The following is a 25,509-nucleotide window of genomic DNA, read 5'->3' as shown; positions in this document are numbered from 1 at the left end:
TGCCCCCCGTGATCAGATGGCGCAGGGGCGAGGTCGTGCGGATCCGGCGCGAATGGCCGGGGGCGGTGGAACTCGACGTCGTCACCGGGGAGGGCGGCGCGCGTGCACTCGCCTATCCCGCCCTGGTCGGACGCCCGGAACCCGGCGACACGGTCCTGTTGAACACGACCGCGCTCGCGATGGGTCTCGGTACGGGAGGTTACGCCATGGTGGTGGCGATCCCCGACCGATTGCCGGAAGATCCAGACGGACCCGGACATCTGGTGAAGGCACGCTACACCCCGCTGCAGGCCACCGTGCTCGGCGCCGACGAGCAGGACTCCCCCCACCACGAGGTCCTGAGGGAGGCCGACTCCCTGGACGGCATGCCGGTCGTCGTCGCCGACCTGCACTCGGCGCTCCCGGCGATCCTGTGCGGCCTGTACGGCTCCCGCCCGCGCGCCCGCGTCGCCTACGTGATGCTCGACGGGGGCGCGCTGCCCGCGTGGTTCTCCATGTCGTGCGCGCAGCTGAAGGAGGCGGGCTGGCTGGGCGGGACGGTGACTGTCGGCCAGGCCTTCGGCGGTGACGTGGAGGCGGTCACCACGCACACCGGCCTGCTGGCGGCCCGGTACGTCCTGGGGGCGGACGTGGCGATCGTCACCCAGGGGCCGGGCAACCTGGGCAGCGGCACCCGCTGGGGGTTCTCCGGAGTCTCGGCGGGAGAGGCGGTCAACGCCGCCGCGGCGCTCTCCGGCCGCCCGGTCGCGGCGCTGCGGGTCAGCGAGGGTGACCTGCGCGAGCGGCACCTGGGCCTGTCCCACCACTCTCTGACCGCCTACGGCCGGGTCGCCCTGGCCCCCGCCCTGGTGGCGGTGCCGGAGCTGCCGGGCGACTTCGGCGGCCGGGTGGCCGAGCAGGCCCTGCCGCTGGGTGATCGGCACGAGCTGGTCCCGGTCTCCGTGGACGGGCTGCACGAGGCGCTGAAGGACTCACCGGTGCGGCTGTCCACCATGGGACGGGGCCTGGAGGAAGACCTGGCCTACTTCCTGACCTCTGCCGCGGCGGGCAGGCTGGCGGCCTCGCTGCTGCCTCCGGCGGACCCGGCGGCCTCCGCCTCGTAGAAGTCCTTGAAGGTGAAGGCCTCCGGGGTGGGGCCCTCACGCCTGAGCAGCTCCAGCCGCTCCATGCCCTCCGCGAGGGAGGGGATGTACCCCTCGGGGATCCACCACATCACCGAGTACGGCTCCGCGATGTGCAGGAACCACTCCCTGCGCCGCTGCAGCACCGGCAGGTGCGCGCTGCGGTAGACGAAGTTCCACAGGGCCTGGCGCGACTCCCAGACCGAAAAGTTGATCACCAGGTCGTCACCGTAGTCGTGGTGGACCGTCTCCCGGGGGTCCTCGCTCTCCTTGAGCCGCCACACGAACCCGGGCGCCTCGTCGGAGACCTTGTTGATCGGTTCGAGGAGGTCGACGAACTCGGCGATCTCCGGGGAGTCCAGGGGAGCCCGCAGACGGGCGGCGTTCAGCTGTGCCAGATGCATGACCTCAGCAGACCATCCCCGGGCCTTCTATGTCAATTCTCATTATTTATAGAGAAGCTCACGCAGCACTCCCCCGGCCGCGGATCGAGTCTGGCCCGCGCGGGATCGGTCCCGATCCCCTCCAGCAGCCCTTGGCAGAGCGCCAGGTTCATCGAGCAGACCAGCAGCGGGTGCTCCTCGGACAGCACGTGGAACGGGCAGTTGCGCAGGCGCAGGCTTCCGTCCTCCTCGTAGGGTTCGTAGCCGCGCCGGCGCAGCGTCTCGCCGAGGTCGTCCCCCCGGCCCGCGAGCCTGCCGCCGGCCTTCCGCGCGGCCTCCTCCGCCCGCTCGTCCCCGCCGAGCAGGTCCACCACCTCGGCCAGCACCAGCGCGAGCGTGCGGTAGTCCCTGGCCGGGACGCTCACCTGCCACTCCCCCGCCGCCCGCCGGTAGACCTTCGCCGGGCGCCCGCTGCCCGGCCCCGTCTTCTCTCCCAGCCGCTTGAACCCCGCCTCCAGCAACCCCACCTCGACCAGTTTGTCCAGGTGGAACGCGGCGAGCGTGCGCTGCACCCCCACCGCCTCGGCGGCCTCGTTGCGTCCGACCTCCCGCCCCCGGGAGATCACGTACTCGTAGACCGCCCGCCGTACGGGATCATGCAGGGTCGCCACCGCGCCGAGGTCATCGCTGCTCACAGCCCGGAGTCTAGGCCCGCCCGGCCGTACGGCGGGCGGGCCGCGTCCCCGGCGGCCCTCAGTAGGCCGCGAGGACGTCGACGACGAAGACGAGGGTGTCAGCGGGCTTGATCAGAGGCGGCAGGCCCTTGTCGTAGCCGAGCCCCGGCGGGAGAACCATGACGACGCGGCTGCCCACCGGGACGCCGGTCAGCGCCCGGTCCCAGCCCTTGATGACGCTGCCGTTGCCGATCGTGAAGGATTTGGGCCGCCCGGCCGCCCAGGTGGACTCGAAGGAGGTCGCCGCTCCCCAGACCCTGCCCTCGTACTGGGTGACGACGAGCTGCCCCGGCTTGACCTTCGCGCCCTTGCCGTGGACGAGGATCTCGGCCCGGAACCCGGCCGGGGGCCCGGCCTTCGGGAGGGTGAGGGCCGGGCGCTCGCCAGGGCCACCGGTGACCCTGACTCCGGCCAGCTCGCCGGGGCCGCCGGCGCCGGTCGCGGCGGCCCCGGGAGAGAAGGCACCGAGCACGTCGATCACGTAGAACAGCGCGTCGCCGGCGGTCATCCCGCCGGGCGGGTTGGGACCGTAGCCCTCCCCCGGCGGGATGGCGGCGACGACGCGGCTGCCCACCCGGTGGCCGCGCAGCGCCTTGCTCACGCCGGTGATCGACTGGCTCAGCGGGAAGGAGGCCGGGGCTCCCTGGTTGAAGCTGGAGGCCAGCAGCCGGTTGTCCTCCCCGTCCCACACGTGCGCGGTGTAGTGGGCGACGACCAGGTCGTTCGCCTCGATCACGTTGCCGGTGCCGGTCATCTGCTCGCCGACCTGCAGGTTCACCGGGGGCTCGCCCTCAGGGAAGGTGATCGCCGGCTTGGCTCCGAAGGAGCTCTCGGCCCGCACGCTCTGGGCGACCTCGCCGTCACCGGACGTGCAGCCGGCGGCGGACGCGAGGAGGACCGCGGCCACGGGCGCGGCGAAGCGCCTGCGGGAGGACCTGACGGGGAGCACAGCGGAGGGCGCAGCGGTGGACACGGCGGGGGGCACGGCGGGGGGACCACCGGAGGGCACAGCGGTGGACACGGCGAAAGACGCGGTGAGCAGGGCCCGAATACGCATCCGACTCCCCTGGTTCGGCGGATCCGCTCACCATAACGCCCTATTGGGAGAAATGTCAGTAGCCCGGCCGCGCCGAGGCGCGGCCGGGCTACTGGGGCCGGGGGCGGGCAACCCGGCAGGGCGCCGGAGCCCCGCCGGGCGCCCTGCGTCACGACGGGCCGGAGGGACGCCGGGCGGGCGCCCCTCCGACTCCGGGATGCTCAGTAGGCGCCGACGATGTCCACGAGGAAGACGAGGGTGTCGGTGCCCTTGATGTCCGGAGCGCGGCCCTCGGCGCCGTAACCGAGGTCCGGCGGGATGCTCAGCAGCACCCGGGTGCCGACGGGCAGGCCGACCAGCGTGTCGTCCCAGCCCTTGATGACCTGGCCGACGCCGATCCCGAAGGTCGCCGGCTCACCGCGGTCCCAGCTGCTGTCGAACTGCTTGTCGGTGCCCCAGATCTTGCCGATGTAGTGGGCCATGAGCTTCTGCCCGGACTTCACGACCGGGCCGGTGCCCTTGATGACGACCTTGCTGACCAGTTCCTTGGGAGCCTTCTCGCCGGTCTTCGTGGTCAGTGTGGGAGCCTTGCCGGCCTCGGGGTTCTTCACCGTGATCCCCTTGACTCCGGGGTCGACGGCCTTGCCCTCGACGGTGACGGGCTTGGGCGCCTTCGGCTCCAGCCCGACCATGTCCAGCACGAACACCTGGGTCAGCTTGTCCTGCCCCTGCTGCTTGGCGGTCTCGAGCTGCTCCTTGGTCAGGCTGTCGGGGGCCACGACCGCGAGGTGACGGCCGCCGGGCTTGGCTCCGACGAACACGTCCTTCAGGACCGACGGCAGCTGCTCGCTGACCGCGATGGTCTCCGGGTTGCCCGCGTCGTAGGTGGAACCGACGGGGGCGTTGGTCTTGCCGTCCCAGGTGAAGACCGTGTAGTTGACGAGGACGCTGTCACCGATCTTGAACTCCGTGCCGGAGCCGTCCTTGACCGTCTCCTCGGAGGACTTGGTGGCGGGCGCGCCCGACGGGAACACCACGCTCGGCTTCTTGCCGATCTCACCCGTCACCTTCAGGCCGCTGCCACCGGCGGGCCGGTCAGGCTCCTCGGTGCCGCACGCTACGGCGAACAACAGGGGCACGGCGGCCAGTACGGCCAGGCTGCGGCGGCGCATTCGGTATCCCTCAAGCAGACGTCAGGTTCGCGCCACCCTATCCGACACCGGTGTACGGGCGCGGTAAGGAAAAGGGAGGGCATCGCGGCCCGGCCGCCGGCCCGGGCCGCGGCGGCCGTCACATGCCCGCGATGAGCTTGTCCACCCGCTCGTCCACGCTGCGGAAGGGGTCCTTGCAGAGCACGGTGCGCTGCGCCTGGTCGTTGAGCTTCAGGTGCACCCAGTCGACGGTGAAGTCGCGCCGCTTCTCCTGCGCCCTGCGGATGAACTCCCCGCGCAGCCGCGCCCGGGTGGTCTGCGGCGGCACCGACTTGGCCTCGAAGATCTTCAGATCGGAGGCCACCCGCTCCACCGCGCCGCGCTTCTGCAGCAGGTAGAACAGGCCGCGGCGGCGGTGCACGTCGTGGTAGGCCAGGTCGAGCTGGGCGACCCTGGGGCTGGAGAGCGGCAGGTCGTACTTTCTGCGGTAGCGCTCGATCAGCTGGTATTTGGTCACCCAGTCGATCTCCCGGGCGACCAAGTCCAGGTTGCCGGTCTCCACCGCCCTGAGCGTGCGCTCCCACAGCTCCAGCACCCGGTGGCTGATCTCGTCACCACCGCGCCGGTCGACGAAGTCCCGGGCCTTGGCGAGGTATTCCTGCTGGATCTCCAGCGAGGACGCCTCCCGCCCGTTGGCCAGGCGCACCCGGCGGCGACCGGTCATGTCGTGGGAGACCTCGCGGATGGCCCGGATCGGGTTCTCCAGCGACAGGTCGCGCATCACGGTGCCCGCCTCGATCATGCGCAGCACCAGATCGGTCGCGCCGACCTTGAGCAGCATGGTCGTCTCGCTCATGTTGGAGTCGCCGACGATGACGTGCAGGCGGCGGAAGCGCTCGGCGTCGGCGTGCGGCTCGTCGCGGGTGTTGATGATGGGGCGGGAGCGCGTGGTGGCGGAGGAGACGCCCTCCCAGATGTGCTCGGCCCGCTGGGAGACGCAGTAGACCGCCCCGCGCGGCGTCTGCAGCACCTTGCCCGCGCCGCAGACGATCTGCCGGGTGACCAGGAAGGGGATCAGCACGTCGGCCAGGCGGCCGAACTCGCCGTGCCGTCCCACGAGGTAGTTCTCGTGACAGCCGTAGGAGTTGCCGGCGGAGTCGGTGTTGTTCTTGAACAGGTAGATGTCTCCGGCGATGCCCTCCTCGCGGAGCCGCTTCTCGGCGTCCACGAGCAGGCCCTCCAGGATGCGCTCGCCCGCCTTGTCGTGCGTGACGAGTTCCACGACGTTGTCGCACTCGGGGGTGGCGTACTCCGGGTGGCTGCCCACGTCCAGGTACAGGCGTGCGCCGTTGCGGAGGAAGACGTTGCTGGACCGTCCCCAGGAGACGACCCGGCGGAACAGGTAGCGCGCGACCTCGTCGGGCGACAGCCGCCGCTGTCCCCTGAACGTGCAGGTGACGCCGTACTCGTTCTCAAGCCCGAAGATGCGACGGTCCATCATTCTCCTAGCGAGGGGACTGCCGGGTCCGCCCGGCAGAGGAATCGCTTCCCTGTTGCGGTCCACACCTTTGAAACGGTCAGGGTCCGGCCGTCGCCTCCCCCGGTCGAAGGTGGCGAGAAGCCGCTCCCTGCAGGGAGCGGAGGGGTCACTGCCTCACACTATTCGCCGAGCCTCTCGCGTGGGAGGGATGAGTGGGGTTTTCGGTCGCGGATCTTATGCCCCCGCCAACGGGGGCGTAAGCAGGTTCACGGAGGGGAGATTCTCCTTTTCCCACCGGCCCCTGTGAGGTCCGGCCTGCCGCGAGCGGCGCGGCGGTGGCACGACGGGGGCCCGGTGGGGGCACGACGGGGGCACGACGGAACCCGCCGCACCCCCCGCCGGGCAGGTCAGGCGCCGGAGCCGGTGTCGATGTCGCCCTCGGGACCGGTGGCCGGGGTGTCGGCCGCCCCGGAGCCGGTCTCGGAGACCGTCCCCGAAGCGGAGGCGGGCTCCGCGGGGGCGGCCCCCGCCTGGGAGAGCAGTTGCTCCAGCCTCGGACCGCTGAGCCGCTGGAATTTGCGGTGCGGCCGGTTGCGGTCGAGCACGGCCACCTCGAGCTGGTTGACCGGAGGGCGCTCGCCACCCGGCTCGGTCAGCGCGACCAGCGCCGTCTCCAGCGCCTCGGCCAGCACCATGCCGTCGCGGTAGCGCTCCTTGAGGCGGGTGCCGACCGCCTCGGCCTGGCCGCCCATCGCGGCCGTGCCGTGCTCGTCGAAAACCGAGCCGTCGAAGGTCAGCCGGTAGATCGCGTCGCCCTCGGGGGTGTCGCCGACCTCGGCGACGACCACCTCGACCTCCATCGACTTGATCGACTCGGTGAAGATCTGCCCGAGGCTCTGCGCGTACAGGTTGGCCAGACCGCGCGCGGTCACGTCCGTGCGGTCGTAGGTGTAGCCGTTGATGTCGGCGTAGCGGATGCCGCCCAGCCGCAGCGCCTCGAACTCGTTGTAGCGGCCGACCGCGGCGAAGCCGATCCGGTCGTAGATCTCACTGATCTTGTGCAGTGCCCGGGAGGGGTTGGGCGCGACGAACAGGATGCCGTGCTCGTACTGGAGCACGACCACGCTGCGGCCTCGCGCGATGCCTTTGCGCGCGTAGTCGGCCTTGTCCCGCATGATCTGCTCAGGGGACGCATATCCAAAAGGCATGGACACCGGGGTGGTCTTCCTCTCGTGTTAGCGCAGCGGAGCGACGGGGCCGTCGGGGTCGGTCATCCGGGCGTCCACCGTCGTGCGCACGTGTTCGGCGACCTCGTCGTCGGACAGGCGGCGGAAGCCGTCGGCGGTGATCACCGCGACCACCGGCCAGATCCTGCGGGTCACGTCCGGCCCACCGGTCGCCGAGTCGTCGTCGGCCGCGTCGTAGAGCGCCTGGATGAGGGTGAGCACGGTGTCCTCGGGGGAGGACCCCTCACGGTAGAGCTTCTTCAGCGCACCGCGCGCGAAGATCGAGCCGGAGCCGATCGCGTGGTGGTGGAACTGCTCGTAGGGCCCGCCGCCGACGTCGTAGCCGAAGATCCGGCCCCCGTCGACCTCGGGGTCGTAGGCGGCGAACAGCGGCACCACCACCAGACCCTGCATCGCCATCGCGAGGTTCCCGCGGATCATCGTGGCGAGCCGGTTGGCCTTGCCCGCCACCGAGAGTGTGCGGCCCTCCATCTTCTCGTAGTGCTCCAGCTCCACCCGGTAGAGGCGGGCCATCTCGATGCCGGTGCTCGCCGCCCCGGCGATGCCCATGCACGAATAGTCGTCGGTGCGGAAGACCTTCTCTATGTCCCGCTGGGAGATGATGTTGCCGGAGGTCGCCCGGCGGTCACCGGCCATCACCACGCCGCCGGCGCAGGTCGCCGCGACGATCGTGGTGGCGTGTGGAATCCGGTCGCCGACCGGGGCCGCCAGAGTGTCGTTCCGGCCGGGCAGCAGCTCCGGCGCGTAGGACCCGACGAACTCGGTGAACGAGGAGTTGCCGGTGTTCGTGAAGATATGACTCACCATGCCGGCGGGCAGGTCCCTGTGCGATGCCACGCGACTCCCTCCAAAGGTGCATTCCTTTAAGGTCCGACCCTACTCACGTTGCTGTGGTGCATGCACTTCCCTCGATCAGCCCAGCGCGAACCCTCCCCGTTCGCGTCCCGGAATCTTTACGCGCGAGTACGCCCGTGTAATTGTCGAGTTGTCGTGACATGCCGCACCTCCCTGGGAGGTCACCGTGAGACGCTCGCCCCGATCCGCCCCCCGACCCACACCGGTCGCGGCACTGACCGCGGTCCTGGCGGCGGCCGTCCTGGCTCTGGCCTCCTGCGGATCCGACGCCCCGGCCGAGGACGGCTCGGTCACCCTGACCATCACGGCCAACGCGATCTCCGGCGGCAAGAACGCGGCGAGCGCCGACTGGATCAAGCAGTGGGTGATCCCCCGGTTCGAGGCCGCGCAGAAGGCCGCCGGGCGCGACGTACGGGTGCTGTTCCAGCCCAACGGCGTCGACGACGAGCAGTACAAGACCAAGATCGCCCTGGATCTGAAGTCGAGGACCGGCGCCGACGTGATCGACGTCGACGGGATCTGGGTTGGCGAGTTCGCCCAGGCCGGATACATCAAGCCGCTCGCCGAGGTGGGCGGGCCCGGCGTGGACGCCTGGGAGGGCTGGAGCCAGATCCCGCAGGCCGTACAGGGGCTGGGCATCTTCGACGGCAAGAAGTACGGCCTGCCGCAGGGCACCGACGGCCGGGTCCTCTATTACAACAAGCGGCTGTTCGCCGAGGCGGGGTTGCCCGGCTCCTGGCAGCCGAAGAGCTGGCAGGAGATCATCGACGCGGGCACCGCGCTGAAGAAGCTGCCCGGCGTCACTCCGATCCAGATCAACGCGGGCACCGCGATGGGCGAGGCGACCACGATGCAGGGCGCGCTGCCGCTGCTGGCCGGGACCGGCACCGAGGTCTACTCGAACGGCAAGTGGACCGGCGCCTCCCAGGGGCTCAAGGACGTGCTGGCGTTCTACCGGCAGATCTACGGCGGCGGCCTGGGCGACCCAAAGCTGCAGCAGGAGGCCAAGGGCCGCGACAAGTCCTTCGCCGAGTTCGCCGACGGGAAGATCGGCATCCTGGCCGAGGGCGACTACTTCTGGCGGGCCGTCGTCGAGCCGAAGGCGGGCGTGGCGCCGATGGCCGACCGGGACCAGGTCGTCGGCTATGCCAAGATCCCGGCCAGGGAGCCCGGTGCCGGGATCCGCGGCCAGGACTTCGTCAGCATGTCCGGCGGTGCCGTACGGGTGCTGAACCCCTTCTCCAAGAATCCGCGGCAGGCGTGGGAACTGCTGGCGTTCATGCACTCGGCCGAGGCGCTCAAGGCGGAACTCGCCGGGGCGGCCCGCGTCACCTCCCGCACCGACGTCAACGCCGAGGTCCTCTCCGGTGACCCGATGCTGACGTTCATCGCCGATGAGGTCCTGCCCGTCACCGCCTACCGCCCCGGTCTGGCCGTCTACCCCCAGGTCTCGGCCGCCCTGCAGGAGGCCACCGCCGCCGCGGTCTCCGGCACGCCGCCCGAGGAGGCCGCGAGTGCCTACCGGGCCAAGGTGGAGGGGATCGTCGGTGGCCCCGGCAACGTCGCCGACTGACCCGCGAGGCGCAGCGTCGCCGTGAACACAGACGCGGCAGGGCTGGGGAAGAGGCGGGCCGTCGGGTTCGTTCTGCCCGCGCTCGTGCTCATCGGGGTCTTCCTGGTCTTCCCGGCACTGTGGACGATCTATCTGGGGCTCACCGACTACCGGCTGACCGGGCTGGCCGCCGCCGACCCGCAGGTGGTGGGGGTGGAGAACTACACCACCGCCCTCGGTGACGACCGGTTCCGCAACTCGCTGTGGCTGAGCGTGCAGTACGTGCTGGGCTCGGCCGTGATCGGCCAGGCCGGGCTGGGGTTCGCGATCGCGTGGATGCTGCGCGGCCGGCGGGGGCCGGTGCGGCGGGTCGTCGAAGGGCTCGTGCTGCTCTCCTGGATCCTGCCGAGCTCGGTCGTGGCGTTCCTCTGGATCGCTCTGCTGGACCGCGACGGCGGCACCCTCAACGCCCTGCTGGGCACCCCGGGCGCCGCCTGGCTGCTCGACCACCCGATGCTGTCGATCATCGTGTTCAACACCTGGCGGGGCACCGCGTTCTCGATGATGCTCTACGCCGCCGCGCTGGAGACCGTGCCCCCGTCCCACCTGGAGACCGCCCGCCTGGCCGGCGCCTCCGCCTTCCAGCAGCTACGCGATGTGGTCCTGCCCCGCATCAAGGGCCACGTCCTGACCAACATGCTGCTGATCAGCCTGTGGACCTTCAACGACTTCACGCCGTTCCTCATCACCGCGGGCGGTCCGGAAGGGCGCTCGGAGATCCTGCCGTTCTACGTCTACACCACCGCGCTGCGCGGCGGGCAGCTCGGCTTCGGCGCCGCCGTCTCCTTCCTCATCCTCCTGATCAACCTCGTCTTCGCGCTGGCCTATCTGCGCCTGCTCCGCAACCGCGCCCCCGCCTCCGCCCTCGCCCCCGGCCGCCGGGAGGCCTCCGGATGAACGCCGTCCGCCACGCCCTCGGCCGGATCGCCGCGGCCGTCTTCCTCGCCCTCGTCGCCGCCTTCTTCGCCCTGCCGATGCTCTGGCTGGCCTCCGCCCCCTTCGACGCCCACCCCTCCATCACCGTCTCCATCCCGGAGTTCACCCTCGCCAACTTCCGCGCCGTCCTCGACAACCCCTACGCGCTCGGCTCCATCGGCAACTCCGTCATCCAGGCCGGCGGCGCCGCGCTCATCGTGGTCGTCCTGGCCGCGCTGGCCGCCTACGCCCTGTCCCGCGTCCGGGTGCCCGGCCGTGACGTCCTGCTGTACGTGCTGCTCCTGCTCTCCTCCGTCGTCACCGGCACCGCCGCGATGGTGCCGATCTTCGAGCTGGCCTCCCGGCTCGGCCTGATCGACACCCATCTCGGCGTGATCCTCGTCGTCTCCGGCGGCCTGCTCCCCGCGGCGATCTTCATCCTGAAGGACTTCATGGACGCCACCCCCACCTCCTACGAGGAGTCCGCCCGGGTGTTCGGCGCCTCGCCGCTGCAGATCCTGCGGCACATCGTGGTCCCGGTGGTGCGTCCGGGTCTGGCCACCATCGTGGTCTGGGCCGTGGCCAGCGTCTGGGGCGGCTTCCTGATGCAGTACATCCTGCTGCGTGATCCGGCCAAGTCGCCCAGCGCGGTGATCCTCTACACCCTCTACACCGAGGGCGGCCAGCCCAACCTCGACCTCATCTCCACGTTCTCGCTGCTCTACTCGCTGCCGGTGGTGGTGATGTACCTGTTCGTCAGCGGCCGGTACGGCTTCCGCCTCCACGGAGGGCTCAAACAGTGACGATCTCCCTGCACGGCCTGACCAAGGTGTTCACCGGCGGGGTCCGGGCGCTGGACTCCCTCGACCTGGAGGTCGGCGAGGGCGAGTTCTTCGCCCTGCTGGGCCCCTCCGGCTGCGGCAAGACCACGCTGCTGCGCAGCATCGCCGGGCTGGAGACGCCCACCTCCGGCACGATCGCCATCGGCGGGACCGACGTGACCGCGCTCCCGCCGGGCCGGCGCGACGTCGCCATGGTCTTCCAGGACTACGCCCTCTTCCCGCACATGGACGTCACCGCCAACATCGCCTACCCGCTGCGCATCCGCAAGGTGCCGCGCGCCCGCCGGGAGGCCGCCGCGGCCGAGGTCGCCGGCCGGCTCAGCCTGTCGGAGCTGCTCGGCCGCCGTCCGGGGCAGCTCTCCGGCGGCCAGCAGCAGCGCGTCGCCCTGGCCCGCGCCATCGCCTGCCGCCCCAAGGTGTTCCTCTTCGACGAGCCGCTGTCCAACCTCGACGCCCGTCTGCGCCTGGAGGCCCGCACCTTCCTCAAGCGGCTGCAGGACGAGCTCGGCGTCACCACCGTCTTCGTCACCCACGACCAGGGCGAGGCCCTGGCCCTGGCGCACCGGATCGCCGTCATGGACGCCGGGCGGATCACCCAGGTCGGCGCCCCCGCCGAGATCTTCCACCGGCCCGCCACCACCTTCGTCGCCTCCTTCATCGGCTCCACCCCGATGAACCTGCTGCCCGGCAGGGTCGTCGGGGGAGGCTCCGGTCGCGCTCTCCACGTCGCGGGAGCCGTCCTGCCCGCCCCGCCCGGCCTGCCGGACGGGGCGGAGGTCGTGTACGGCGTCCGCCCCGAGTACGCCGACCTGTCGGCGACTCCGCGCCCGGACGGCTTCCCCGGCTCCGTCGCCGTCCTGGAGAGCCTCGGCCCCTCGACCCTCGTCACCCTGGAGAGCGGGGACCGGCTCGTCCAGGTCGTCGTCCCCGAGGGGGAGGAGCCCTCGATCGGCGCCCCGGCCTGGGCCGTTCCCCGGCCGGGGCGCGCGCTGGTCTACCGCGACGACCGGCTGGTCGGCCCGGAGGAGAACGCCGAGGCAGGGGGGCGAACGTGAAGGCGCCGAGACGTGGGGGCCGACGTGAGAGCGCCGACGTGAGAGCGCCGACGTGAGGGCCCGCTACGAGGGTGCTGGCATGAGGGCGCTGTCATGAGGGCGCTGCGCCGCACCGGCCACTGGGCTCTCGCCGACCGCGTCGCCGGCCCGGTCCGGGGGGTTCCGTTCGAACTGCCCGCCGACGCGCGCGCCTTCACCGTCCGCCTCGCCTACGACCGCACGGCGGGCGTGCTCGACCTCGGCTGCCTCGGGCCGCAGGGGTTCCGCGGCTGGTCCGGCGGAGCCCGCTCCGAGTACACGATCACTCCGGCCTGGGCCACTCCCGGCTACCTGTCCGGTGAGCCCGAACCCGGCGTCTGGCACGTCCTGCTCGGCCTGCACCGCGTCCCGCCCGGCGGCCTGCCGTACCGGCTGCGGATCATCCCGCACCTGTCGCCGCCCGCCGTCCCGCCGCCGCTCCGGCGCGGCCTGCGGCCCCCTCCCCCGCTGCGCGAACCCGCCGCGGCCCGGCGCGGCCTGCCCGCGCTGGGCGGGCTGCGCTGGCTCGCCGGGGACCTGCACACCCACACCGTGCACTCCGACGGCTCCCTCACCGTCGCCGAGCTGGCCTGCCTGGCCGCCGACAGGGGCCTGGACTTCCTCGCCGTCACCGACCACAACACCGTCAGCCACCACGCCGAACTGCCCGCCGCGGCCGCCTACGCCGCCATCACCCTCCTGCCCGGGCAGGAGATCACCACCGATCTCGGCCACGCCAACGCCTTCGGCGACCTCGGCTGGATCGACTTCCGCGAGCCGCCCGGCGCGTGGGCGTCCACCGTACGGGAAAGAGGCGGGGTGATGTCGATCAATCATCCCGTCGCGGCCGACTGCGCCTGGCGCCACCGCATGGCCGAGCGGCCCCCGGTCGTCGAGGCCTGGCACTGGAGCTGGCTCGACCGCACCTGGGGCGCGCCGGCGGCCTGGACCCAGGCGTGGACGGAGAGTCCCGTCATGATCGGCGGCAGCGACTACCACCGGCCGGAGGAGGGCCATCCGCCGGGCGAGCCGACCACCTGGGTCCTCTGCGGCGACTCTCCCGGCGGGCTCCTCGACGGGCTCCGCGCCGGTGCCACCGCCGTCTCCGCCACCCCGGACGGGCCGCTCCTGCTCCGCCACGGCGACGACTTCCTCGTGCTGGACGCCGACGGTCTCGTCCTGCGCGGCCCCGTCACCCAACGGGTGATCATCGGTGACCGGGCCGTGCTCCCCGCCCGGCCGGGCCCCCACCGGCTGGAGACCTTCCGCAACGAGGTGATGGCCCTGTGCAGCTGAACTCCGCGCACCCCGTGAACGTCGCGGTCGCCGGCCTGGGCGTGGCGGCGCAGGTGATGTACCTGCCGCTGCTGGCCAGGCGGCCGGAGCTGTTCCGCGTCACCGCCGTGTGCGATCTCGACCCCGCCCAGGCCGGCCGCATCGCCCGGTACACCGGCGCGCTGCCCTTCTCGGACCCGTGGGTCATGCTCGGCCACGGCGGGTTCGACGCGCTCATCGTGCTCACCGCCGGGTCCCACGGACCGCTCGTCGCCGCCGCGCTCGCCGCCGGCACCGCCGTACTGTGCGAGAAGCCCCTCGCCTACAGCCGCGCAGAGGCGACCGCCCTGAAGAACGAGACGCGGCTGATGGTCGGCTACATGAAGCAGTACGACCCCGCCGTCCGGCGCGCCGCCGCCCTCCTCGGCGGACGGGCCGTCCGCCACCTCGACGCCGCCGTCCTGCACCCCACCGGCGAGGCCCAGCTCGCCTTCGCCCACGTCCACCCGTCCCGGCCCTCCCCCGAGGCCCTCGAACCGTGGCTGCGCGCCGACGAGGAGGCCCTCGACGCCGCGCTCGGGCCCGCCGCCCCGCAGTCCTGGCGTTCCCTCTACGCCGATGTGATCCTCGGCAGTCTCTGCCACGACCTGGCCCTCATGCGGACCTTCAGCGGCCCGCCCGTCACCGTCGAGCACGCCGCCGTCTGGGAGGGCCCCTCCGTGGAGGTCTCCGGCGCGCTGGAGCAGGGCCGGTACGGCCTGCGCTGGCACTACCTGCCCGGCCATCCCGCCTACCGCGAGACCGTCACCGTCCATCACGAGGAGGGCTCGCTCGAGCTCGTCTTCCCCTCCCCCTATCTGATGAACGCCCCCACCGTCCTGACCTCCACCTCCCTTTCCGGGACGACCGAGGTCAGGGCCGTCCACCGCGACGTGTCCGAGGCGTTCGAGCTCCAGCTGGAGGCGTTCCACGCCCTGGTGACCGAGGGAACGCCCCCGCTCACCGGACGCGACGGCGCCCTCGCCGATATCGTGACCGCGCAGCGAATCGTCGCAACGGCCGCCGGAGACGCCATAGGGGGCGAGGCACGTGACTCCTGAACCTGTCGCCGACCCTGTCGGCGAGATCGTGGTCGTCCCGCACACCCACTGGGACCGCGAGTGGTACCTGCCGTTCCAGCGTTTCCGGCTCGGCCTGGTCCGCATGCTCGACGAGGTCCTCGGCGTCATGGCCGCCGACCCCGGCTACCGCTTCACCATGGACGGCCAGCTGGCCGCGCTGGAGGACTATCTGGAGATCCGGCCCGAGCGGCTGCCCGAGATCAGGTCGCTCGTCTCCGAGGGCCGCCTCGCCGCCGGGCCGTGGCTCATCCTCGCCGACCAGTTCCTGTGCGCCGGGGAGACCCTCATCCGCAATCTCGAGTACGGCGTGCGCGGCGCAGAGGCGCTCGGCGGTGCGATGCGTGTCGGCTACCTGCCCGACCAGTTCGGTCACTGCGCCCAGATGCCGCAGATCCTGCGCCAGGCCGGCTTCGAGCACGCCTGTCTCTGGCGCGGCGTGCCCGCCTCCGTCGACCGGGACGCCTTCGCCTGGACCGGTGCCGACGGCACCACCGTCCGCACCCAGTATCTCCCCGGCGGGTACGGCAACGCCGTCGCCCTGTTCAGCGGCCCCGCCGAGGCCATGCCGGACCGGCTCGCCGCCTTCGCCGGGACCCTGCGCCCCTGGCACCCCGACGGCCCGCTGCTGGCCATGTACGGTGCCGACCACAGTGCCCCGGCCGCAGGCATCACCGCCGCCGGGCTCCGGCTGGCCACCCTCGGCGAGTACGTCACCGCGCAGGACCCGTCCGCCACCGGCCTGCCCGCCGTCACCGGCGAGCTGCGCTCCCACGCCCGTGCCAACATCCTGCCCGGCGTCATCTCGGCCCGCGTCCCCGCCAAGCGGGCCATGGCCCGCGCCGAGCGCGTCGTCACCCGCTACGCCGAGCCGCTGGCCGCCCGCTGGCTGCCCGGCGACACCGCCGCCGCCAAGCTCCTGGACATGGCCTGGCGCCGCCTCATCACCTGCAGCGGCCACGACTCCATCACCGGCTGCGGCGCCGACGAGACCGCTCAGCAGGTCGCCGCCCGCATCGCCGAGGCCGAGCAGATCGGCCAGGCCGTCGTCGACATGGTCAGCGCCTCCCTGGCCGACCGGGCCGCCCGCGACGCCCTCGTCGTGGTCAACCCCTCGCCCTTCACCCGGACCGCGCTGGTCCTCGCCGACCTGCCCGAGAGCCGGGCCCGCCTGCTCACCTCCGGCGGCGGGCAGGTCCCGCTGCAGCGCCTCGGACTGGCCCCCACCCTGCTCGACGAGAGCGTCATGGACGACCTCACCCGGCTTCTCGGCCGGATCCACGAGCGCGAGCTGTTCGGCCAGGAGATCATCTCCTGGGACGTCTCCGGGAGCACCCCGGACGCCGCCGGCGGCGGTGAGAACGTCTTCACCATCGTGGTCGGCCGTCACGCCACCACCGGCTACGACTACGCCGATCTGCGCCGGTCCGTCCTCGGCGGCGCCACGGCCCACCCCGGCCCCTGGCGCGTCCGCACGCTCGCGGAACCCGTCGTCACCGTCGCCGCCCACGTCACCGTCCCCGCGCTCGGCCGCGCCGTCCTCACCTCCGCGCCCCCGTCCGCGGGCGGGGACCTCCCCGGTCCCCGCCGCGACGGCGCGGCGGGCGACCCCGGCACGGCCCCCGCGGGCGCCGAGGGCGCTCCCGCCGGCGTGGCGCGCGCCCCCGGCTGGTCGCGGCCCGGCGGCGACGCCGTCCTCGACAACGGCCTCCTGCGCGTCGCCGTCGCCCACGACGGCACCCTGTCGCTGCACTCGCTCCTCCCCGGTGGCGCCGAGGCCCGCGGCGTCGGCCGGATCGTCGACGGAGGCGACGCCGGCGACACCTACAACCACGCGCCGCCCCGCCGCGACGTCCTCTCCGACGCCCCCTCCTCCGTCGAGATCGAGAGCGTCCACGCGGGCCCCCTCGTCTCGGTGCTGGAGATCCGCCGGACCTACGACTGGCCCGTGGAGTCCTCCGAGGACGGCCGTGCCGCCACCACCGAGACCGTCACCGTCACCACCCGCGCCGAGCTCCGCGCGGGCGAGCCGTACCTGCGGCTGGAGACCTCCTTCGACAACCGCACCCGTGACCACCGCGTCCGCTGGCACGCGCCGCTGCCCCGGCCCGCCACGGAGTCCTTCGCCGAGGGACAGCTCGCGGTCGTACGGCGCGGCCTGACCGGCGAGGGCGGCTGCGGCGAGGAGCCCCTGCCCACCTTCCCCGCCGAGGGGTTCGTCTCCGCCGGAGGCCTGGCCGTCCTGCTCGACCAGGTCACCGAATACGAGCTGACCGGCGGGGAGCTGGCCCTCACCCTGCTGCGCTCCGTCGGCCACCTGTCCAGGAACCGCAACGCCTACCGCGACGAACCCGCCGGCCCCCAGCTCCCCACCCCGGACGCCCAGTGCCCCGGCCCCACCACCATGCGCTTCGCCGTGCTCCCGCACGAGGGTGCCTGGGACGAGGCCGGCCTGCCGCGGCTGGCCGAGGAGTATCGTCATGAGCTGCTCGCCGTCCCAGGCTCGGGCCGGAACGTCGCCTCCGGCCGTGAGGACGCCCCCCTCGACGTCGGAGGCGACGGTGTGGTCCTCACCGCCCTGCGCGAGCGCGACGGCGCCCTCGAACTCCGCCTCGTCGCCGAGCACCCGGCCGCCACCGAGGCCGTCGTCCGCGGACCCTTCACCGCCACCCGCCGCGCCGGCATCCTCGGCACGGCGGGCGAGCGGCTGGAGATCACCGGCGGCGCCGTACGGCTACCGCTGCGCCCTTTCGAGATCGCGACCGTCCACCTGACCCCCGCCCGCTGACGGACCGGTCATCCGGCGGCGCCCCGCCTCCTGCAGTGAGGCGCCGACCCGTCCTCGGCCGCCTGCCGCTCTCGGCAGGACGCGGCGTCATGTCCGCGCAAGCGCGGTTGCAGTACGACGCCGGTCCGTCAGGCGACCGCTTTCGACGTCAGAACGCACCGGTGTGCTTCCGCCTGCTGCGGTCTCCGCAGATCGTGGAATTGACCGGCGCGTTCGGCGAATTCGCCCTCCCACCCGCCTCCTGATGCCTGCTTACCCTACTGTCCACCTTTTTGGACGTAGCTGCGCACGAATTCCTCTGCGTTCTCTTCGAGAACCTCGTCGATCTCGTCCAGGATCGCGTCCACGTCGTCAGAGAGCTTCTCGTGGCGCTCCTGAACGTCCGTGGTCTCCTCGACCGCGACCTCATCGACCTCGCGGTCGCTCCGGCCGGTCTGCTTCTGCCCGCCGGTGTCCTTGCTTGCCATCTACGGCACCTCCGCCTGGGGGACGTCTGTAGTTCATATCTTCCCCGAACCGGCAGACATTTCGCGCGGATCGCTCCACGATCTTCGCCGGCCGTCCCGGGATCCCTGACGCCAGACAACCTCCCCCGCGACCTCCAGGGCAAATCCTTTCTCCCCTTGACTAGATAGGAGCACTATCCAATAATTGGCTAGCGTAGCTATCCAACAGGAGGACCTCTCATGTCACCCTCATCCCTGACCACCGCCGGCACGCTCCTGATCACCGTGCCCGCCGTCGCCTTCGGCGGGGTGTCGCTGCTCGCCCACATCACGCGCAACATCCCCGGCTACCTCGACAACCCCGTACGGAGGGGCCTGTGGCGGGCCGGGCACGCCCATGCGGGCGTGCTGGTGCTCTTCGCGCTGGTCGCACTGCTCTACATCGACCAGGCGGACCTGTCCGAGGGGCTGAGGAGCCTCAGCCGGATCCTGATCGTGGCGGCGCCGATCCTGATGCCGCTCGGCTTCTTCCTGTCGGTGGTGCGCCCTTCGGACACCAGGCCGAGCAAGCTGATCTGGCTGGTTCCGCTGGGCGGGGCGTCCCTGGCGGCCGGAACCCTGATCTTGGGGATCGGTCTCGTCTGAGCTCCCTTACGTTGTAGATTCATGCCCATTTGGCAGGATCTACCCGTTTTGGACCGTTCCAAGTAGGCCTTCGGTGCCGATTGCTGAGATCATGCCCTCGTGAGCCCCATCATCGACAACCGCTACCAGCTCATCGCCCCCGTGGGAAAGGGCGCCACAGGCGTCGTGTGGCGTGCCTACGACCTACTGCTGGAGCGCGACGTGGCGCTCAAGGAGATCGCGCTGCCGCCGGGACCGGGTGCCCGCGAGCGGCGGCGGAAGGTGGTGCGGGAGGCCCGGATGGCCGCCCGGCTGAGCCATCGGGGCATCGTGACGGTGCACAATCTGGCCGAGGAGGCCGAGCGGCTCTGGATCGTGATGGAGTTCCTGGAGGCGCTGACGCTGCACGACACGCTGGTCCAGGCGGGCCCGCTCCCGGTCGAGCTCGTGGCCAAACTCGGGCGGCGGCTTCTGGAGGCGCTGCGGCACGCCCATGACGGCGGGGTGGTCCACCGGGACATCAAGCCGGCCAACATCATGCTGACGGGCGACCGGGTGGTGCTCGCCGATTTCGGGTTCGCGGCGTTCGAGGGCGCCGCGACGACCTCGATGCGCGGCACCCCGGCGTTCATCGCCCCGGAGATCCTGCAGGGCCGGGGCGGGACGCGCGAGGCGGACATGTGGTCGTTCGGGGCCACGCTGTACATGGCGGTGGAGGGCAGGACGCCGTTCCGCACGGTGAACTCGATGGCCGCGCTGATAGAGGCGCTGCAGGAGCCCCCGCGTGAGCCCCGGCGGGCGGGCGCGCTGGAGCCGGTGCTGCGGGGCCTGCTGCGCAAGGATCCGGCGGCCCGGCTGAGTTCCGAGCAGACGTATGCCATGCTCGTGAATCTGCGCAGGCACAGCGCCGCGTAAGGCGTTTCCGGCCGTTCCTTCCGGCAGTCCGCTCCGGGGCGGAAAATAAAATAATACTCCACCCGCGCATGCGACTGAATTGTTATGCGTAACACCTGGGGCCTTCACCCCCTGCACCGTTCCAGATGAAAATATGAATCGACCGTGAGACCCGGTTTCTAGGCGTGTCAGGTGGTTCATGGAGACGGGGATGGGGAATTCGCGACCACTCGGGGGACGTTATCAGCTGCTTTCCCCCGAAGGCAGGGACGGCGTGGGCATCATGTGGCGCGCGCACGACCTGCGGCTCCGCCGGGATGTTTCGATCAAGGAGATTCAGCCGCCGTTCCGCGCCGACCGCGCGGACCTGCACGACGCGCGGCGCCGCGCCCTGCGTGAGGCGCGCTCGGCGGGGCGGTTGAGCCACCCCGCGGTGATCTCGGTGCACGACCTGCTGGAGGAGCGGGGGCGGCTCTGGATCGTGATGGAGTCCCTGGAGGCTCTCACCCTTGAGGAGACGGTCGGCCACCTGGGTCACCTGCCGATCCACTGGACGGCGTGGATCGGGTTCCAGCTGCTGGCGGGGTTGCGGCACGCGCACGGAGCGGGCGTCCTGCACCGGGACATCAACCCCGGCAACATCCTGCTGACAGGTGACCGGGTGGTGCTTTCGGACTTCGGCATCGCGGCGTTGAACGGCGATCCCAGCGCGTCGACGACGGTGCCGATCAGCCGCGCTCCGGGCTACGTCGCCCCGGAGCGCCTGCGCGGCAGGCGGGCGAGCCCGGCGGCGGATCTGTGGTCGTTCGGGGCCAGCCTGTATTTCGCGGTGGAGGGCCGCCCTCCCTACGAGGGGCAGGACGCGCTGGCCGTGCTGGGCAGGGCGATGGCCGGAGATCCGGATCCCCCGGTGAAGGCGGGACCTCTCCGCAGGGTCCTGAAAGGGTTGTTGCGGCGTGATCCGGCCGATCGCATCACCGCCGACCACGCGGCGCGCATGCTGTCGGAGATCCTCCGGCTGGAGGGGGTGACGGTCGCCCCGCCCCGGCTGCCGGCGACGCGGCTCCCGCCGGGCACCTTCATCGTGTAGGCCGCGGAAAACCGCTCAGGAGCCGCTCCCACGTGCCGATGGACACCTCCGAGGAAGAATCGCCGGTACCGGGGGGATGAGGCATGAGAGCCGCGCAATGGCGGCGCGTCACGGCGCTTCGCGACGTCTTGGCCCGCACCCTGACGGACCCGTTGTTGTCCGTGCTCGCCGTGCTGGTCGTGTTCGCCGCGGTGTGGTTCGCCGTCAACTTCGCTCGCCCCCTGGCCTTCCCCGTCGTGGCGTGGACGCCGGGGCCGCTCTCCTTCACGCTGGCCGCGTTCGCGGCCGCACGCGCCGGAAGGACCGTCGCGCTGGCCGCACCCGCGCGGTCGTTCTGGCGGCGTCTCAGCGTGGCCGCGGGGCTGATAACGGTGGCTCTGATCAGCAACGCGCACGACGCGCTGACCGGGTCGGGCCCGCAGATCCAGTACGTCGGACCGCTGACCATCGGGTTGTATCTCGGTGGCGTCCTGGTCGCGCTCTGGGCGTTGGCGCGACTGCCCGAGGCGTCGCGCTCGCGTAAGACGCAGTTGACTTTGGGACTCGACGCGGGTGTCGTCATGCTCGCCGCCGCACTGTTCGCCGGCTACTTCACGGTGCGCAGCTCATCGCAGCTGTCCGCGCTGACGGGCTCGGTCTGGTGGGGCCTGACGGTCGTCACTCTGGGTTTCGTCACGATACTCGCCGCGGTCAGGCTGGCACTGGCGGGAAGCGCCCCGCTGGACCGCCTCGCCCTCTCGGTCCTGGGGCTGGGAGTCCTGGCGGGGGCGCTGGGTGGCGCCCTCACGCCTCTGGTCGAGGCCAAACCCCATCTGCACGTCGGGCAGGTCAGCGTCCCGATCGCCGCGTTCCTCTTCGCCCTCTCAGCCGGGCTGCAGCGGAGCGTCGCGGCCAGGCCCGCGCCGCTCCCGCGGCGGCGGCGGCCGTTCAGCCTGCTGCCGTACGCCGCCATCGCGGCGACGGACGCCCTGCTGCTGTTCTCGACGTGGCCGGCGGGCCCGGAGATCCGGGTGATCGTGATCGGCGCGATCACCCTCACCGGGCTCGTGGCGGTGCGCCAGATCACTGCCTTCTACGACAACGCGAACCTGCTGGCCCGGCTGGACGCCAGCATGCTGGAGCTGGGCCGGCACGAGCAGCGGTTCCGCTCACTCGTGCAGAACTCCTCCGACGTCATCACGATCAACGATGTGAGCGGGAAGTACACCTACATCAGTCCGAGCGTCGAAGCCATCCTCGGCATTCCGACCGATCAGTGGCTGGGCCGGTCCGTGCACGAGTTCGTCCACCCGGACGACCGCGGAGTCATGCGGGAGATGGGCGACCTGCTCCGGAAGCGCCCCGGCACCACCGCCACCTGCCAGGTCCGCATGCGCCACGCGGACGGGAGCTGGCGCTGGGCGGAGGTCGTCAGCACGAACCAGATGGACGATCCCAGCATCCGCGGCATCGTGAGCAACACGCGTGACATCACCGAGACCAGGCGATTCCAGGACCAGCTGGCCCATGAGGCCACCCACGACGCGCTGACCCTGCTGGCCAACCGGGCCCTGTTCACCGAACAGGCCGTGGGCGCGCTGGCGGAGTCCCCGCACCGCGGCGTCGCGCTGGCCCTGATCGACCTGGACGACTTCAAGACCGTCAACGACCGGCTCGGCCACGCGGTCGGCGACGCCCTGCTGGTGGCCGTGGCCGACCGGCTGCGCGAATGCGTACGGCGCGGCGACACGGTGGCGCGGCTGGGCGGCGACGAGTTCGCGGTGCTGCTGCGCGACGTCACCTCCGCCGAGGCCGACCGGATCGCTCAGGAGATCATCGCGGCGCTCGGCGCCCCGGTAGGTGCGAGCGGTCACGAGCTGCTGGTGCAGGCCAGCATCGGCCTGGTCGACGGCGGGTCCGGCATGGACGCCAGCGAGCTGCTGCGCCGCGCCGACGTGGCCATGTACGCCGCCAAGGAGCAGGGCAAGAGCCGTTATGTGCGCTATACCGACGACATGGACACCCGGGCGGTGGAGCACGCCCGGGTGGGCGCGGAGCTGCGGCACGCGCTGAGCGCCGGGGAGCTGTTCCTGCTGTACCAGCCGGTGGTCACGCTGCCCGGCGGGGGGCTGTCGGGGGTGGAGGCGCTGGTGCGCTGGCGCCATCCCGAGCGGGGTCTGGTCTCTCCGGCGGAGTTCATCCCGGTGGCCGAGCGCACCGGGATGATCGTGGAGGTGGGGGCCTGGGTGCTGGGTGAGGCCTGCCGGCAGATGGCGGCCTGGAAGCAGCGCTACGGCGATGCGGCGCCGGCGAAGATGAGTGTGAACGTCTCGGCCCGGCAGTTGCGTGAGCCGGCGTTCGGGCAGACGGTGGCCGAGGCGCTGGAGGCGACCGGGCTGCGTCCGGCCGACCTGCTGCTGGAGATCACCGAGACGGCCGTGTTCGACGGCGGGCCCGCGCTGGAGACGGTGCACACCCTGCACGCGCTCGGCGTCAATCTGGCGCTGGACGACTTCGGCACCGGGCACTCCTCTCTGGGCCTGCTGCGCACCTGCCCGGTGGACGTGCTGAAGGTCGACAAGCTGTTCGTCGACGGGGTGACCGGCAGCGTGGAGCAGGCGGCGATCGCGACCTCGATGGCGCACATCGCCCAGGCGATGCGGCTGCGGGCGGTGGCCGAGGGCGTGGAGACCGCCGACCAGGCCCGGCGGCTGTACCAGCTGGGCTACCGGCTGGCCCAGGGCTTCCACTTCGCGCGGCCGCTGCCGCCCGAGGAGATCGAGCCCTGGCTGGCCGAACGCGCGGCCGGCGACGGTCCCGACAGGTGGGCGCCGTCCTCCCTGGCCGGCTGAGCCCCGCCCACGGCGGCGGCGCGCGTCACGGTCCGGGAACCGGTGACCGGCATGCCCGGGTGAACCGGGTGGCCAGATGCGGGCTGCCCGCCCAGTGCAGGTGCAGGTAGGAGGCGGTGACGCGGCCGGCGGCGAACCCCTCGGCCCCGCCCCGCCAGCGGAACAGCGGCCGGTCGGGGGCGGGGGCGACGGCGGTGCGGTGGAATTCGTGGCCGCGGTACCGCTCGCCCTCCCTGGTGAGCACCGAGTCACGTACGGCCACCGCGTCGCGGTAGCCCAGGGTGAGCGTGCCGGTCATGGCCGCCTCGGTCTCCAGGATCCCGCACATCGGCTTGCCGTCGAGCGACCGCGCGAGGTAGAGCAGACCGGCGCACTCGGCCGAGATCGGGCCGCCGAACGCGGCGACCTGCGCGCGCAGCGGCTCGTTGGCGGAGAGCTCGGCCGCGTAGACCTCGGGGAAGCCCCCGCCGATGACGAGTGCCTGCGCGCCCTCGGGCAGGGTCTCGTCGGTGAGCGGGTCGAAGGCGGCGATCTCCGCTCCGGCCGCGGTCAGCAGCTCGGCCTGTTCGGTGTAGCCGAAGGTGAAGGCCGGTCCTGCGGCGACGGCGATCCTGACCCCTCCGGATCCGGTGACGGGCTCGCGGGGCTCGGGACTCCACGGGCGGGCGGCCAGGGGCGGAGCCGTACGCGCCAGCCGCATGAGCTCCTCCAGGTCGCAGGAGGCGGCGACGAGGGCCTCGGCGGCGTCCATCGCCTCGTCCGCCCTGGCGCGGCGCTCGGCGGCGGGGACCAGGCCCAGATGGCGGGAGGGCGTGGCGACGGCGTCGCTGCGGCGGAGCGCGCCGAGGACGGGCACCCCGCTCTCGGCGAGGGCCTCCCTCAGGAGTTCCTCGTGCCGCTCGGAGCCGACGCGGTTGAGGATCACCCCGCCGAACCTGAGCCGGGTGTCGTAGGAGGCGAAGCCGTGGACCAAGGCCGCCACGGAGCGGCTCTGCCGGGCCGCGTCGACCACCAGGACGACCGGGGCGTCCAGCAGCCGGGCCACGTGCGCGGTGGAGGAGAACTCGCCCGAGCCGGCCCCGTCGTACAGGCCCATCACTCCTTCGACGACCGCGACGTCCGCGCCCGCGGCGCCGTGCAGGAACAGCGGCGCGACGAGTTCCTCGCCCACCAGCCACGGGTCGAGGTTGCGTCCGGGGCGGCCGGTGGCGAGGGCGTGGTAGCCGGGATCGATGTAGTCGGGTCCGACCTTGTGCGGGGAGACCGCGTGGCCGCGGCGGGCCAGCGCGGCCATCAGTCCGGTCGCGACGGTGGTCTTGCCCGCGCCGGAGGCCGGCGCCGCGATCACCAGTCTCGGTATCGGCTCGGGCCGGATCACCATTCGATGCCCTTCTGCCCCTTCTGACCGGCGTCCATGGGGTGCTTGACCTTGCCCATCTCGGTGACGAGGTCGGCGGCCTCGACCAGGCGCGGGTGGGCGTCGCGGCCGGTGATGACGACGTGCTGGTTGCCGGGGCGCGACGCGAGGGCGGCGATCACGTCGTCGACGTCGATCCAGCCCCACTTCACCGGGTAGGTGAACTCGTCGAGCACGTAGAGGCGGAAGGTCTCGGCCGCCAGGTCGCGCTTGATCTGCTCCCAGCCCTCGCGCGCGTCGGCGGCGTGGTCGGCCTCGCTGCCGGGGCGCTGGATCCAGGACCAGCCCTCCCCCATCTTGTGCCAGGAGACCGGTCCGCCCTCGCCCGACGCGCCGAGGACCCGCAGCGCGCGTTCCTCCCCGACGCGCCACTTGGCGGATTTGACGAACTGGAACACCCCGATCGGCCAGCCCTGGTTCCACGCGCGCATGGCCAGGCCGAAGGCCGCTGTGGACTTGCCCTTGCCCGGCCCGGTGTGGACCATCACCAGCGGCCGGGTACGGCGCTGCCGGGTGGTCAGGCCGTCCTCGGGAACGCTGACCGGCTTTCCCTGTGGCATGTCATGCCCCCTTCTGC

Annotated in this window: 22 protein-coding genes; 12 read left to right on the top strand and 10 right to left on the bottom strand. The window is 72.0% G+C overall.

Annotation, left to right across the window (positions count from 1 at the left end):
• Positions 1 to 8: 8 nt before the first annotated feature.
• Positions 9 to 1,103 (top strand): DUF3866 family protein, encoded by a 1,095-nt coding sequence (locus tag HS041_RS35755; protein ID WP_196445310.1) that lies wholly within the window; start codon positions 9 to 11, stop codon positions 1,101 to 1,103.
• Here the strand turns inward: HS041_RS35755 and HS041_RS35750 are convergent.
• From HS041_RS35750 to prcB, 7 genes are all read right to left on the bottom strand, one after another.
• Entirely contained in the window at positions 1,022 to 1,525 is a 504-nt protein-coding gene (locus HS041_RS35750; protein WP_196445309.1) for a DUF3291 domain-containing protein, read from the bottom strand. The genes HS041_RS35755 and HS041_RS35750 overlap by 82 nt on opposite strands.
• Before the next feature lie 32 nt (positions 1,526 to 1,557).
• Positions 1,558 to 2,199 carry a helix-turn-helix transcriptional regulator gene (locus HS041_RS35745; protein ID WP_196445308.1) on the bottom strand — a complete coding sequence of 214 codons (642 nt, stop codon included), beginning with the start codon at positions 2,197 to 2,199 and terminating at the stop codon, positions 1,558 to 1,560.
• 58 nt (positions 2,200 to 2,257) lie between these two features.
• Complete coding sequence (locus HS041_RS35740) at positions 2,258 to 3,295, bottom strand: FKBP-type peptidyl-prolyl cis-trans isomerase (RefSeq protein WP_196445307.1); 1,038 nt, start codon at positions 3,293 to 3,295, stop codon at positions 2,258 to 2,260.
• A 200-nt stretch (positions 3,296 to 3,495) separates the two neighbouring features.
• Positions 3,496 to 4,446, bottom strand: coding sequence for an FKBP-type peptidyl-prolyl cis-trans isomerase (locus HS041_RS35735; RefSeq protein WP_196445306.1), 951 nt, complete (start codon positions 4,444 to 4,446; stop codon positions 3,496 to 3,498).
• A 118-nt stretch (positions 4,447 to 4,564) separates the two neighbouring features.
• Positions 4,565 to 5,923, bottom strand: a complete 1,359-nt coding sequence (gene pafA, locus HS041_RS35730; protein WP_196445493.1) for a Pup--protein ligase — start codon at positions 5,921 to 5,923, stop codon at positions 4,565 to 4,567.
• Between the two features lie 389 nt (positions 5,924 to 6,312).
• Positions 6,313 to 7,113: a proteasome subunit alpha gene (gene prcA, locus HS041_RS35725; protein WP_196445305.1), complete on the bottom strand. Its 801-nt coding sequence runs from the start codon at positions 7,111 to 7,113 to the stop codon at positions 6,313 to 6,315.
• A 27-nt stretch (positions 7,114 to 7,140) separates the two neighbouring features.
• Positions 7,141 to 7,989 carry a proteasome subunit beta gene (gene prcB / locus HS041_RS35720; protein ID WP_307845616.1) on the bottom strand — a complete coding sequence of 283 codons (849 nt, stop codon included), beginning with the start codon at positions 7,987 to 7,989 and terminating at the stop codon, positions 7,141 to 7,143.
• A 184-nt stretch (positions 7,990 to 8,173) separates the two neighbouring features.
• Between prcB and HS041_RS35715 the strand changes: the two genes are divergently transcribed.
• The 7 genes from HS041_RS35715 (at position 8,174) to HS041_RS40295 (ending at position 17,630) form a co-directional block, all read left to right on the top strand.
• Entirely contained in the window at positions 8,174 to 9,580 is a 1,407-nt protein-coding gene (locus tag HS041_RS35715) for an extracellular solute-binding protein (protein WP_307845615.1), read from the top strand.
• 21 nt (positions 9,581 to 9,601) lie between these two features.
• A complete protein-coding gene (locus tag HS041_RS35710; protein WP_196445304.1) occupies positions 9,602 to 10,516 on the top strand; it encodes a carbohydrate ABC transporter permease in 915 nt (304 codons plus the stop codon).
• A complete protein-coding gene (locus HS041_RS35705) occupies positions 10,513 to 11,337 on the top strand; it encodes a carbohydrate ABC transporter permease (protein WP_196445303.1) in 825 nt (274 codons plus the stop codon). Before HS041_RS35710 ends, HS041_RS35705 begins: the two co-directional genes overlap by 4 nt.
• Entirely contained in the window at positions 11,334 to 12,431 is a 1,098-nt protein-coding gene (locus tag HS041_RS35700) for an ABC transporter ATP-binding protein (RefSeq protein ID WP_307845614.1), read from the top strand. The genes HS041_RS35705 and HS041_RS35700 overlap by 4 nt, the downstream gene beginning before the upstream one ends.
• 93 nt (positions 12,432 to 12,524) lie before the next feature.
• On the top strand, positions 12,525 to 13,745 hold the full coding sequence (locus HS041_RS35695) for a CehA/McbA family metallohydrolase (RefSeq protein ID WP_196445302.1): 1,221 nt from the start codon (positions 12,525 to 12,527) through the stop codon (positions 13,743 to 13,745).
• On the top strand, positions 13,736 to 14,824 hold the full coding sequence (locus HS041_RS35690) for a Gfo/Idh/MocA family protein (RefSeq protein WP_307845613.1): 1,089 nt from the start codon (positions 13,736 to 13,738) through the stop codon (positions 14,822 to 14,824). The genes HS041_RS35695 and HS041_RS35690 overlap by 10 nt, the downstream gene beginning before the upstream one ends.
• Positions 14,814 to 17,630 carry a glycoside hydrolase family 38 N-terminal domain-containing protein gene (locus HS041_RS40295; RefSeq protein ID WP_196445301.1) on the top strand — a complete coding sequence of 939 codons (2,817 nt, stop codon included), beginning with the start codon at positions 14,814 to 14,816 and terminating at the stop codon, positions 17,628 to 17,630. The genes HS041_RS35690 and HS041_RS40295 overlap by 11 nt, the downstream gene beginning before the upstream one ends.
• A 257-nt stretch (positions 17,631 to 17,887) precedes the next feature.
• On the opposite strand, the gene HS041_RS35680 is transcribed toward HS041_RS40295, so the two are convergent.
• Positions 17,888 to 18,097, bottom strand: a complete 210-nt coding sequence (locus tag HS041_RS35680; RefSeq protein ID WP_196445300.1) for a ubiquitin-like protein Pup — start codon at positions 18,095 to 18,097, stop codon at positions 17,888 to 17,890.
• Between the two features lie 219 nt (positions 18,098 to 18,316).
• Between HS041_RS35680 and HS041_RS35675 the strand changes: the two genes are divergently transcribed.
• The 4 genes from HS041_RS35675 (at position 18,317) to HS041_RS35660 (ending at position 23,515) form a co-directional block, all read left to right on the top strand.
• Positions 18,317 to 18,721: a hypothetical protein gene (locus tag HS041_RS35675; protein ID WP_196445299.1), complete on the top strand. Its 405-nt coding sequence runs from the start codon at positions 18,317 to 18,319 to the stop codon at positions 18,719 to 18,721.
• Between the two features lie 99 nt (positions 18,722 to 18,820).
• Positions 18,821 to 19,615, top strand: coding sequence for a serine/threonine-protein kinase (locus tag HS041_RS35670; protein ID WP_196445298.1), 795 nt, complete (start codon positions 18,821 to 18,823; stop codon positions 19,613 to 19,615).
• A 262-nt stretch (positions 19,616 to 19,877) separates the two neighbouring features.
• Positions 19,878 to 20,684 (top strand): serine/threonine-protein kinase, encoded by an 807-nt coding sequence (locus HS041_RS35665; protein WP_230880316.1) that lies wholly within the window; start codon positions 19,878 to 19,880, stop codon positions 20,682 to 20,684.
• Positions 20,685 to 20,767: 83 nt separating this feature from the next.
• Positions 20,768 to 23,515 carry a putative bifunctional diguanylate cyclase/phosphodiesterase gene (locus HS041_RS35660; protein WP_196445296.1) on the top strand — a complete coding sequence of 916 codons (2,748 nt, stop codon included), beginning with the start codon at positions 20,768 to 20,770 and terminating at the stop codon, positions 23,513 to 23,515.
• Between the two features lie 25 nt (positions 23,516 to 23,540).
• Here HS041_RS35660 and HS041_RS35655 read toward each other — a convergent pair whose 3' ends face one another.
• Complete coding sequence (locus tag HS041_RS35655) at positions 23,541 to 24,866, bottom strand: cobyrinic acid a,c-diamide synthase CobB (RefSeq protein WP_230880315.1); 1,326 nt, start codon at positions 24,864 to 24,866, stop codon at positions 23,541 to 23,543.
• A gap of 23 nt (positions 24,867 to 24,889) precedes the next feature.
• Positions 24,890 to 25,492: a cob(I)yrinic acid a,c-diamide adenosyltransferase gene (gene cobO, locus HS041_RS35650; RefSeq protein ID WP_196445294.1), complete on the bottom strand. Its 603-nt coding sequence runs from the start codon at positions 25,490 to 25,492 to the stop codon at positions 24,890 to 24,892.
• Positions 25,493 to 25,509 lie beyond the last annotated feature (17 nt).

The sequence above is a fragment of the Planomonospora sp. ID67723 genome (assembly GCF_015711605.1).
Lineage (GTDB): Bacteria > Actinomycetota > Actinomycetes > Streptosporangiales > Streptosporangiaceae > Planomonospora_A.
The sequence above is the reverse complement of the archived record's forward strand: the minus strand, read 5'-3'. Positions and strand labels throughout refer to the sequence as shown.